The following is a 10,081-nucleotide window of genomic DNA, read 5'->3' as shown; positions in this document are numbered from 1 at the left end:
ACCTTGCCGGGTTGCAAATCGCCAATATCATCGCAGCCGATGAAGAGGTGCGCCGCCGTATTGACAGAGCCATTAACATCAACGAGGTATGCGACGTCAATCCGTTCGGCGTAATCGCCACAATGGCAGCTTACAACGAAGGTGGGGAATGGCTCGATGCCTTGCGGAAATATCTGCGGGGGAATTACGAATACCTCTGCTGCTTTTTCAAGGAACGGTTACCACAATATCCCGTGCTGCCACTCGAAGGAACTTATTTGGTTTGGATAGACTGCCGTGCTTCCGGTATCAGCTCAGATGTTGTCGCCTTGCGTTTGCAAGAACAACAGCATCTGATGGTCAATTCCGGTACGATGTACGGTCCCGGTGGAGAGGGCTTTATCCGGCTGAATATCGCTTGTCCCCGGGCTCTGCTTGCTGATGGACTGGAACGGATGGCCCGTTTATTCTATCGTGAAGTCTTCTGATTTAAATCCGCTGTAATACCTACCGGAGAAGGCGGTGAACTTCAGGACACAATAATCGGGATCAGTCACTCCTTCGGGATAGTACATAGTGTCGCCTTCCTGCCATATCATTTCCTTACTGGTGCTGTCCGTCAGTATCTCCATCGTGCCGCGCAGCATTACGCCCTTGAAGAAGCGTGTGTTGCAGACGTAAAGGCATGCCCGGTTATTTTTGAGAAATTGCGAAACGCGCATCGACGAGGTGTTCGTTGATAGGTAAATGTGTTTGAGCCCTTCCCTTTTGCGGGTTTGCAACATGGCCTTGATGTTGGGAAAGCCTTCGGCATCCACCGAACCGACAAAGATGGTTTTTTCCTTGTCAATCATGTTTCCTACTGTTTTTTCTGCATCTCTCATTGTTTGTTTTTTTTATGGGTTATTGTTTCAAGGGCAAAGATAGCCGGTAAGTGGAACTTTTGTACAATAAAAAAGAAGGAGGATATGTCACTTTTCACGGTTTCTCCATTTTCCGGTAGGCGAGGGGAGTATACCCTATACATTGTCGGAAACTACGTACAAAGTAGGAGACGGTTGAGAAATGGAGTTCGGAGGCTATTTCTGAAATGGGGAGGTCGGTGTAGGTGAGCAGACGCTGGGCTTCGTCTGTAACCTTGTTGAGTATGTACTGCTTGGCGTTGATGTTTATGGCCGAAGAGAGGATTTCGTTCAGATAGTTGGGAGTGATGCATAGTTTATCGGCATAGAATTGTACAGAATGCTGCTCCCGGAAGTGCTCCCCAACCAATTCGAAGAATCGGCTGAGGTGGAAGCTGCTGATATCTTTATGTGGCTCCTTACCCGTCTCCGGAGGGATAGAGGTGCAGTAGGCACGGTTGAGTAGCATGAGGACTTCGTAAAGTAAGGCGCGTAATATGCCCGTATCGTGTGGGTGGAAAGAGTCGATTTCGACCTTTATGTCGTGCAGAAGTTGGAGTATTCGTGCATAGAGCCCGTTCGGCAGTTGGAGTTTGTCTACCATTTTTCCCATTCGGAAGAACGGGAGGTGCTGCACGAATAGTGGGTCTTTGAAGAAAGAGGTCAAAAAGGTATCCTCAAAAATTAGAGCATGACCGTTGCCGATACGGTCTGTGTCCCAACTGCGCACCTCACCTGGTTTGGAGAAGAATACATCACCGGGAGCTGCCAAGTGTGTCCGGTTACCGATAGTGAATTCTCCTTCTCCTTCTGTGATGAAGGTGATGTCATAGTAGGTCAGAATATGTACTTTTCCCTGGGTCAAGAATTTCCGGGTATACTGCAAATCAACGACATCTATCAGAAGTTCGCTTCCGTACTTAGTTTTGTAGAAATTGTATCGTGGGATGGCATTTTTCATGGCTTAACATTGTATGATGGCAGTAAAGTTAGAGAAAAAGCTGCTCCGTACAATAGCGAATAGGAAAATGTTGGGTAAAGACCGGGAGTTTTGTTTATCTTTGCACCCGCAATTATCAATCGCCTTGCAACGATTGTCTGGAATTATCATATTATGAAACAGAAACGAATACCATTGGTGGGCAGACAATACCTTGTGCCCTTCATTTTGATTACCTCTCTTTTCTTTTTGTGGGGATTTGCCCATGCCATTCTGAATGTACTGAACAAGCACTTTCAAGAGATACTGGATATCACGAAGACACATTCGGCCTTTATACAGATGACGATGTATATGGGATACTTCATTATGGCCATTCCTGCAGGATTTTTCATCAGTCGCTTCGGATACCGCCGGGGTGTGGTATTCGGTCTGTTGCTTTACGGCGTCGGTTCGCTGCTCTTTATCCCCGGGCAGCATTATCTGTCTTTTAATCTTTTCTTGTTTGCATTGTTCGTGATAGGCTGTGGACTGACGTTTCTTGAAACTGCCGCCAATCCTTATGCCACAGAATTGGGCGCAAAGGAAACTGCTGCCAGCCGGCTGAATTTCGCGCAATCCTTCAACGGTCTGGGATGTATCTGTGCACCAGTACTGGCTGGACTGCTGCTCTTCTCGAAGGATGGGCAGACGGGCTCGGGTAATGTCGCATTGCCCTATATCTGCATGGGGGTAATTGTGTTGCTGGTAGCGTTGGTCTTTTCAAGAATCAAGTTGCCCGAGATTGAACATAGTGTGGAGGTGGACGAAGCTGGTAATAAGGTCGGATTGTGGTCACACCGGCTTTTCATTTTCGGGCTGATAGCCTTGTTTGCCTATGAGGTCGGCGAGATTTCCATCAACAGCTTCTTCATCAACTACGTGGTGGAGCAGAATTGGATGAATGCCCGCGAAGCTTCCGTAGTGCTTTCTTTCGGTGGACTGGGATTATTTATGTTAGGACGTTTTGCCGGTAGCTGGATTATGGGACGTGTGCGTGCCGAGAAGATGTTGCTGGTTTGTGCTACGGGCACTGTGATGACTACCTTGTTGGTGTTGCTGGATGTAGGAATGGTGTCGCTTGCAGCTCTGTTGTGCGGATATGCATTTGAGGCTATTATGTTTCCCACGATTTTTGCACTTTCCTTGCGCGGGCTGGGCAACCATACCAAGAGGGCTTCCTCTTTCCTGATGATGTCTCCCGTGGGAGGCGTGGTAGGTCCGCTGTTGATGGGACTGGTGGCAGACCATACGACGATGGTGTGGGCGTTCATCGTACCGCTGGTTGCCTATTGCGTGGTGTGGGCATATGCCCGCAAGATGGTGTCCGTCTCTACCGCTTCTTCAATATAGAAGGAAGCCTGCGACTCCGGCAAGGATTATCAGTAAGATAGGGTGGAGGTTCCACTTCCACGTCACGCCGAAAGCGGCTGCAAAGATAAGTATGCTTTTGTAATCTATGAAATTTTCCTTGTTCATCAGCAATAGGGCAGCAGCAGCTATCAATGATACGGACATGGGCAGCAGTCCCGACATTGCCGCCTTGATGTATTTGTTGTCCTTGCATTTCACGAAGAAGTAAGAGATGAGCAATACCAGGATGAACGAGGGAAGACATACTGCAATGGTGGTCACGACAGCTCCCCACACGCTTTGAGTAACTGCATAGCCCACATAGGTGGCACTGTTGATGCCTATCGGACCAGGCGTCATCTGCGAGATGGCCACTACGTCCGTGAATTGTTGCAGGGTGAGCCAGTGATGGTGGTCCACCACCTCATATTGGATGAGGGACAACATGGCGTAACCGCCTCCGAAACCGAACATTCCGATTTTTAGATATACCAATATCAGCTGCCAATAAATCATATCTGTAATTTTCTCAGTTTATCTTTTAACCATAATGTATAGAGCATTCCTCCTGCAATTCCTGCAAGGACAATGTATACGGGGGATAGCCCGAATTGCCAGATGAGTATGGTGGCGATGGCTGGAAGCACCAGTTGCCAATACTTCAGCTTCAGTGCCCGTGCAGCCGAAATGCAGGGTATCACAATCAGTGCGACTACTGCCGGACGGATACCGTTAAAGATGCGTATCATCACCTGGTTGTCCTGAAAATGAGCGAAGAACATGGCTATCAGCATCATGATGACAAAAGAGGGGAGGATTGTGGCAAGTGCACACACCAGGCTACCTTTTACTTTATGCAGCTTGTAGCCGACGAATATGGATATATTGACAGCAAAAACACCGGGAAGTGACTGGGTCAACGCAAACATTTCCATGAAATCTTCTTTACTCATCCATCTCTTTTTTACGATTTCCCGTTCAATGAGAGGTATCATAGCGTATCCGCCACCGATAGTGAACATTCCTATCTTGGCAAAGGTCATAAAAAGCAGTAAATATTTCATTATTTCTCTTCGGGTGACTTTCTTTTGCAAAGAAACCCAAATTAATCAACATATACAAATTAGGGGGATAATATTTATTTATTAATATTTTATATTACAGGGCTATATTCTTAAATCTATTTAAAAGGAGAATATTCCGTCGTAAATAAGCTTTATCTTTAACACGTAATTACAAATAATATAAATGTAGATATGATACAGATAGTGCAATTACATGGTACGGATAAAAAGCTGTATGAGCTTGTAGCCCCTTTGGTTATGAGCCCGGAAGTGCTGAAACAGAACTACAATTACCCTTTCCGGACATCGGAAGAGTACGAGTGGTTTGTTGCTCTGGATAATAAACATGTTGTAGGTTTTGTGCCGGTGGAGCACAAGAAGTATGAATGTGTCATCAACAACTATTATATTAAGGAAAGGAATGTTGACACGCTAAAATTGCTTCTGGAAAAGGTACTTGAGAAGCAGGGCGAGGAGAGTAGTCTGACGGCTGTTAGCTTTGTTGAAGATAGGGATGTCTTCAGCGAGCTGGGCTTTTTGGAAGACAAGGTATGGACCCGTTATGTGAAAATGAAGAAAAACAGATAATTATGGCTACACCCAAAAATGTGTATGAACTGGCGCAAGAACGTCTTGATGTGATTTTTAGGGAATTTGACACGATATGCGTCTCTTTTTCGGGAGGAAAAGATAGTGGAGTGTTGCTGAATTTGTGCATAGACTATATCCGCCGGAACCGGCTGAACCGTAAACTGTGTGTATTCCATATGGACTATGAGATACAGTACAGCATGACCATTGATTATGTGGACCGGGTATTGGAGGCGAATAAGGATATATTGGAGGTGTATCGTGTTTGTGTGCCTTTCCGTGTAACGACTTGTACGTCGATGTACCAGAGTTACTGGCGTCCGTGGCAGGAGGATTTGGAGGACATTTGGGTAAGGAAGATGCCGAAAGGCTGCCTCACTAAAGAGACGTTTCCTTTCTACACTCCCGAAATGTGGGATTATGAGTTCCAGATGCACTTTGCCAAATGGCTGCATGAGAAGAAGGATGGAGTGCGTGCCTGCTTTCTCATAGGCATCCGTACGCAAGAGAGTTTTAACCGCTGGCGCAGCATCCATCTGAACCGGAAGTATCAGATGTACCACAATTACCGCTGGACCTCGAAGATAGGCAATGACATTTTCAATGCTTATCCCATTTATGATTGGAAGACGACGGATATCTGGACAGCCAATGGCAAATTCGGCTTTGACTATAACCATTTGTATGACCTATATTATAAAGCCGGAGTCAATATCGAACGCCAGCGTGTGGCAAGCCCTTTTCTTTGTGAGGCACAAGAGAGCCTGAAGCTGTATCGTGTCATCGACCCGAATACTTGGGGAAGAATGATAGGGCGGGTCAACGGGGTGAACTTTACCGGTATTTACGGAGGGACGCGTGCTATGGGGTGGCAGACGGTCCGACTGCCCGAAGGGTATACGTGGAAAGGCTTTATGCAGTTCCTGCTTTCCACCTTGCCGGAAGAGACCCGGAGGAACTACTTGAAAAAGCTTACCGTCAGCATTGAATTCTGGCGTACAAAAGGGGGGTGTCTGGCTGACGAGACCATCCAGAAGCTGAGGGATGCAGGAGTGTCCATTGAAGTGATAAATATCACGAATTACAAGACAAACAAGAAGCCGGTGCGCATGGATTATCTGGATGATATTGACATCGCGGAATTCCGGGAAATTCCCACTTATAAGCGGATGTGCATATGCATCCTGAAGAATGACCATGCCTGCAAGTACATGGGTTTTGCCTTGAACAAGGAAGAGGCATACAAAAGAGACAAGATAATGGAACAATTCAAAAATATGATGTTATGAGCGTAGATAAAAGTCCGGTATATAACGTAAGGGCAATTCCAATAGAGAAAATACAAGCAAACGATTACAATCCGAATGTAGTGGCACCGCCCGAAATGAAGCTTCTGGAGCTTTCCATCTGGGAAGATGGTTTCACCATGCCTTGTGTCTGTTACTATGATGAGGAAGAGGATAACTACATCCTGGTGGACGGTTACCACCGTTATCAGGTGTTGAAGACATCCAAAAGAATTTATCAGCGCGAAAACGGGTTGCTTCCCGTGGTCGTGATTGACAAGGAACTTTCCAACCGTATGGCGTCCACTATCCGTCATAATCGTGCCCGTGGTACGCATAATATCGAGTTGATGTGCCATATTGTTGCGGAATTGGACAGAGCCGGTATGTCTGATGAATGGATAATGAAGAATATCGGAATGGATCGCGACGAAGTGTTGCGTTTAAAGCAAATTTCGGGTCTGGCAGACTTGTTTGCGAACAAGAACTTCAGCATTCCGGATAAGAAAGAAGAGTATGTGGCGGATAAATAAATGAATATTTCAGGGGTGGATTTTTTAATCTGCCTCTTTATATTCATTAACAAGTGAAATATTTCGTTGCAAACTTGCATAATTTAGTCAAATCGCCTACATTTGTCAGCATCAAAACAAACAGAATAGGTCCTATGTGCTTTAAGGCACTATAAAAAACATTACATGAAGAAAATTTTGGTTAGTGGCGGTGCTGGTTTTATAGGTTCTCATCTTTGTACCCGATTGATAAACGACGGGCATCAGGTGATTTGTCTGGATAATCTTTTCACCGGTTCGGAAGGAAATATCACTCATCTGAAGAGCAATCCCCGCTTTGAATTTGTACTGCATGATGTGGAAACCCCTTATGAGGCAGATGTGGACGAAATCTATAATCTGGCTTGTCCTGCTTCTCCCATCCACTACCAATATGATGCCATTAAAACCATCAAGACTTCTGTATTGGGCGCCATCAATATGCTGGGGCTGGCCAAAAAGACGAATGCCAAGATATTGCAGGCTTCTACCAGCGAAGTGTACGGTGACCCCGTTATTCATCCCCAAGTGGAAAGTTATTGGGGAAATGTAAATCCAATTGGCCTCCGTTCTTGTTATGATGAAGGGAAGCGTTGTGCCGAGACATTGTTTATGGACTATCACCGCCAGAATGGAGTGCGGATCAAGATTATCCGTATATTCAATACGAACGGTCCTCGGATGTTGCCGAATGACGGACGGGTGGTTTCCAATTTCGTGGTTCAAGCATTGCAGAACCAGGATATTACAATATACGGTTCGGGTAATCAGACGCGAAGTTTCCAATATGTAGATGACTGTATAGAAGGTATGGTGCGGATGATGAACACGGAGGACGATTTTATCGGTCCGGTAAACTTGGGAAATCCGAATGAATTCTCCATATTGGAACTGGCGGAAAAGGTCATTAGGCTGACGAATTCCAAGTCGAAACTGATTTTCAAGCCACTGCCTCATGATGATCCCAAACAGCGTCAGCCGGACATCACTCTGGCAAAGGAAAAGTTGGGCTGGGAACCGACTATAGAGCTGGAAGAGGGTTTACAGTATATAATAGAGTATTTTAAGGAATATCGTTCCTAACTAAATAGTAATTTTGATAACGGGAAAAACAATATAGAAAGATGAACATGGAAATAAATCCTTCCGAATACAAGATTCTCATCGTTGACGATGTGATGTCAAACGTTTTATTGTTGAAAGTGCTTTTGACAAATGAGAAATTCGCGATTGCTACTGCAAGTAACGGGCGGCAAGCGTTGGAACAGGTGGAAAAGGAAAATCCTGATTTGGTTTTGCTTGACGTAATGATGCCGGACATGAGTGGTTTTGAAGTAGCTCAACATTTAAAGTCAAATCCGAATACAGCTGATATTCCAATCATCTTTCTGACCGCACTGAATAGTACGGCAGATATTGTGAAGGGGTTTCAGGTTGGCGCGAATGACTTCATCTCTAAGCCTTTCAATAAGGAGGAATTGATTATCCGTGTTACCCACCAAATATCTTTGGTAGCTGCCAAACGGTTGATTTTGAGTAAGACGGAAGAACTGCAACGTACTATTGCCGGGCGTGACAAGCTTTATTCGGTGATTGCCCATGACTTACGTTCTCCGATGGGATCCATCAAAATGGTGCTGAATATGCTGATATTGAACTTGCCATCTGAGAAAATTGGCGCCGAAATGTACGAGCTTCTGACGATGGCTAATCAGACTACGGAGGATGTGTTTTCATTGCTGGATAACCTGCTGAAATGGACAAAGAGTCAAATCGGTAAGTTGAACGTGGTTTATCAGGATGTGGACCTCGTCGAAGTGACAGACGGTGTCATTGAGATTTTCAGTATGGTGGCAAGCCTGAAGAAGATAAGAATCCGCGAGATGAAACCGGAAAAAATGATGGTCAACGCTGATATTGACATGCTGAAGACAGTGGTCCGTAACTTGTTGAGTAATGCCATTAAGTTCAGTAAGGAGAACTCAGAGGTACTGGTGAAGATGGAGGAAGTAGATGGTATGGCAGTTGTCAGCGTCCAGGATTATGGCTGTGGCATCAGCGAGGAGGGGCAGAAGAAGTTGTTGCATACTGATACGCATTTCAGCACGTTCGGCACGAACAACGAAGAAGGCTCGGGACTGGGCTTGTTGCTATGCAAGGATTTTGTCGTGAAGAATGGCGGTAAACTGTGGTTTACTTCCAAGGAAGGCGAAGGCTCCATATTCAGCTTCTCTATTCCGGTGAAGAAGTGATAACGAAGAAAATAGAACGGATGGTCCGTTGAAGTAAAACAGACCATCCGTCAGACTCAAATAGACCGTCTGTTACGGTCGTACAGACCATCTGTTTCTTATGAACGGATGGTCTGTTTTTTATCTCTTACACAGACTGCGGAAATCGCAATATTCACATTTCCGGGTATCCTCTGTTTGGCTGAATGTTTCTTCTTGGCTGAATATCTCCTGCAGGAGTCCGTGCAGCCGTTCGCGAAACTCGTCTTCGAAGAAAGCGAAGTTGTTGACCGGTACCTTGGGTTGTCGTGGCGCTCCCATTTCGATGACCGGGGAGTAGCTTTCGGAAGCTGCCCGGTGGATGTAGAGCAGGGAAGGGGCTACCTTCAGCGATTGCTTGCGGCAGAGGATGGCGGCGTACAGAAACGTCTGGAAAATATAGTTGGGACGGTTGTCGGCGGGAGTAAACAGTTGTTCTATATTTTCGGGAGTCTTGGGAGTACCGCCTGTCTTGTAGTCCACGATACGTAGCGTGTCTCCTTTGCTGTCCAGGCGGTCGATGGTACCGCCTATCTGTAAGGCAAGCTTTCCTTGCGGAGTATCTATTTCCATCATTTCTCTGACGTCCTGTTCCATGCCCTCCATACGGAACGGGGCGTATTGCAGGTCATTGCGCAGGAGCTGGCGCAGGTAAGAGGCGATGACTTTGGAATGGATGAGCTGCGTACCGTTATACTCCGGTTGCTCCGTAAGGGGCACATGGAAGAACTTTTCTTTGAAAGCATTGTCCACATAGGCTTGCAGGCGAACATCGTCTTTCAGTAATTGTTCCAGGTCGTCTTTACGTATCTCCCGTCCGTTGGCTGTCAGTTCGTTGTACACCAGTTCGGCGGAACGGTGGAAGATGGTGCCGAAGAGGGCGGAGTCTATCTCGGCGCTTACTTCATCGGGAGCTTTCAGGCCGGCTACGTATCGGTAGTAGAATTTCAGGCGGCAGTCCAGATAGGCATTGAGGGCAGAGGGGGAGAAGAACGCTTTGGGACGTTGGTGGATGTTGTAGGCGTCGAACATCTGTTGCAACATCTCCGGTGTCTTGTGAATCTCAATTTCCCGGGCTTGCTGTGGAGATTGTCCGGCTTCAAGGT

12 protein-coding genes are annotated in these 10,081 nt (G+C 46.2%); 7 read left to right on the top strand and 5 right to left on the bottom strand.

The features are described 5' to 3' along the window. Positions 1-467 (top strand): aminotransferase class I/II-fold pyridoxal phosphate-dependent enzyme (locus ABUA47_RS19320; protein ID WP_349831913.1); only part of this gene is annotated, 467 nt, incomplete at its 5' end. On the opposite strand, the gene ABUA47_RS19315 is transcribed toward ABUA47_RS19320, so the two are convergent. Then, positions 444-863, bottom strand: coding sequence for a pyridoxamine 5'-phosphate oxidase family protein (locus ABUA47_RS19315; protein ID WP_008663307.1), 420 nt, complete (start codon positions 861-863; stop codon positions 444-446). The two genes, ABUA47_RS19320 and ABUA47_RS19315, sit on opposite strands and share 24 nt — an antisense overlap. 94 nt (positions 864-957) lie before the next feature. Next, positions 958-1,842: an AraC family transcriptional regulator gene (locus ABUA47_RS19310; RefSeq protein WP_008663309.1), complete on the bottom strand. Its 885-nt coding sequence runs from the start codon at positions 1,840-1,842 to the stop codon at positions 958-960. A 153-nt stretch (positions 1,843-1,995) separates the two neighbouring features. Between ABUA47_RS19310 and ABUA47_RS19305 the strand changes: the two genes are divergently transcribed. Then, the gene (locus ABUA47_RS19305; RefSeq protein WP_005825389.1) at positions 1,996-3,213 is read left to right on the top strand and encodes a sugar MFS transporter; all 1,218 of its coding nucleotides are present in this window, start codon (positions 1,996-1,998) and stop codon (positions 3,211-3,213) included. Here ABUA47_RS19305 and ABUA47_RS19300 read toward each other — a convergent pair. Then, the gene (locus ABUA47_RS19300) at positions 3,205-3,729 is read right to left on the bottom strand and encodes a chromate transporter (protein ID WP_005825387.1); all 525 of its coding nucleotides are present in this window, start codon (positions 3,727-3,729) and stop codon (positions 3,205-3,207) included. The genes ABUA47_RS19305 and ABUA47_RS19300 overlap by 9 nt on opposite strands. Further along, positions 3,726-4,277, bottom strand: coding sequence for a chromate transporter (locus ABUA47_RS19295; protein ID WP_005825383.1), 552 nt, complete (start codon positions 4,275-4,277; stop codon positions 3,726-3,728). Before ABUA47_RS19295 ends, ABUA47_RS19300 begins: the two co-directional genes overlap by 4 nt. Positions 4,278-4,469: 192 nt before the next feature. Here ABUA47_RS19295 and ABUA47_RS19290 point away from each other — a divergent pair, with 192 nt between their 5' ends. From ABUA47_RS19290 to ABUA47_RS19270, 5 genes are all read left to right on the top strand, one after another. After that, positions 4,470-4,865, top strand: coding sequence for a hypothetical protein (locus ABUA47_RS19290; RefSeq protein ID WP_005825381.1), 396 nt, complete (start codon positions 4,470-4,472; stop codon positions 4,863-4,865). Between the two features lie 2 nt (positions 4,866-4,867). Beyond that, positions 4,868-6,157 (top strand): DUF3440 domain-containing protein, encoded by a 1,290-nt coding sequence (locus ABUA47_RS19285; RefSeq protein WP_005836560.1) that lies wholly within the window; start codon positions 4,868-4,870, stop codon positions 6,155-6,157. Next, on the top strand, positions 6,154-6,687 hold the full coding sequence (locus tag ABUA47_RS19280) for an IbrB-like domain-containing protein (protein WP_005825377.1): 534 nt from the start codon (positions 6,154-6,156) through the stop codon (positions 6,685-6,687). Before ABUA47_RS19285 ends, ABUA47_RS19280 begins: the two co-directional genes overlap by 4 nt. Positions 6,688-6,852: 165 nt before the next feature. After that, positions 6,853-7,788, top strand: a complete 936-nt coding sequence (locus ABUA47_RS19275; RefSeq protein ID WP_349831912.1) for a UDP-glucuronic acid decarboxylase family protein — start codon at positions 6,853-6,855, stop codon at positions 7,786-7,788. Between the two features lie 41 nt (positions 7,789-7,829). Then, a complete protein-coding gene (locus ABUA47_RS19270; RefSeq protein ID WP_005836562.1) occupies positions 7,830-8,957 on the top strand; it encodes a response regulator in 1,128 nt (375 codons plus the stop codon). Positions 8,958-9,077: 120 nt separating this feature from the next. On the opposite strand, the gene ABUA47_RS19265 is transcribed toward ABUA47_RS19270, so the two are convergent. Continuing rightward, a partial coding sequence (locus tag ABUA47_RS19265; RefSeq protein ID WP_349831911.1) for a PD-(D/E)XK nuclease family protein occupies positions 9,078-10,081 on the bottom strand: 1,004 nt, incomplete at its 5' end.

The sequence above is a fragment of the Bacteroides sp. RTP31139st1_H2_RTP31139_211217 genome, from assembly GCF_040227615.1.
GTDB lineage: Bacteria > Bacteroidota > Bacteroidia > Bacteroidales > Bacteroidaceae > Bacteroides > Bacteroides uniformis.
This window is presented reverse-complemented; position numbering and strand designations above follow the sequence as displayed.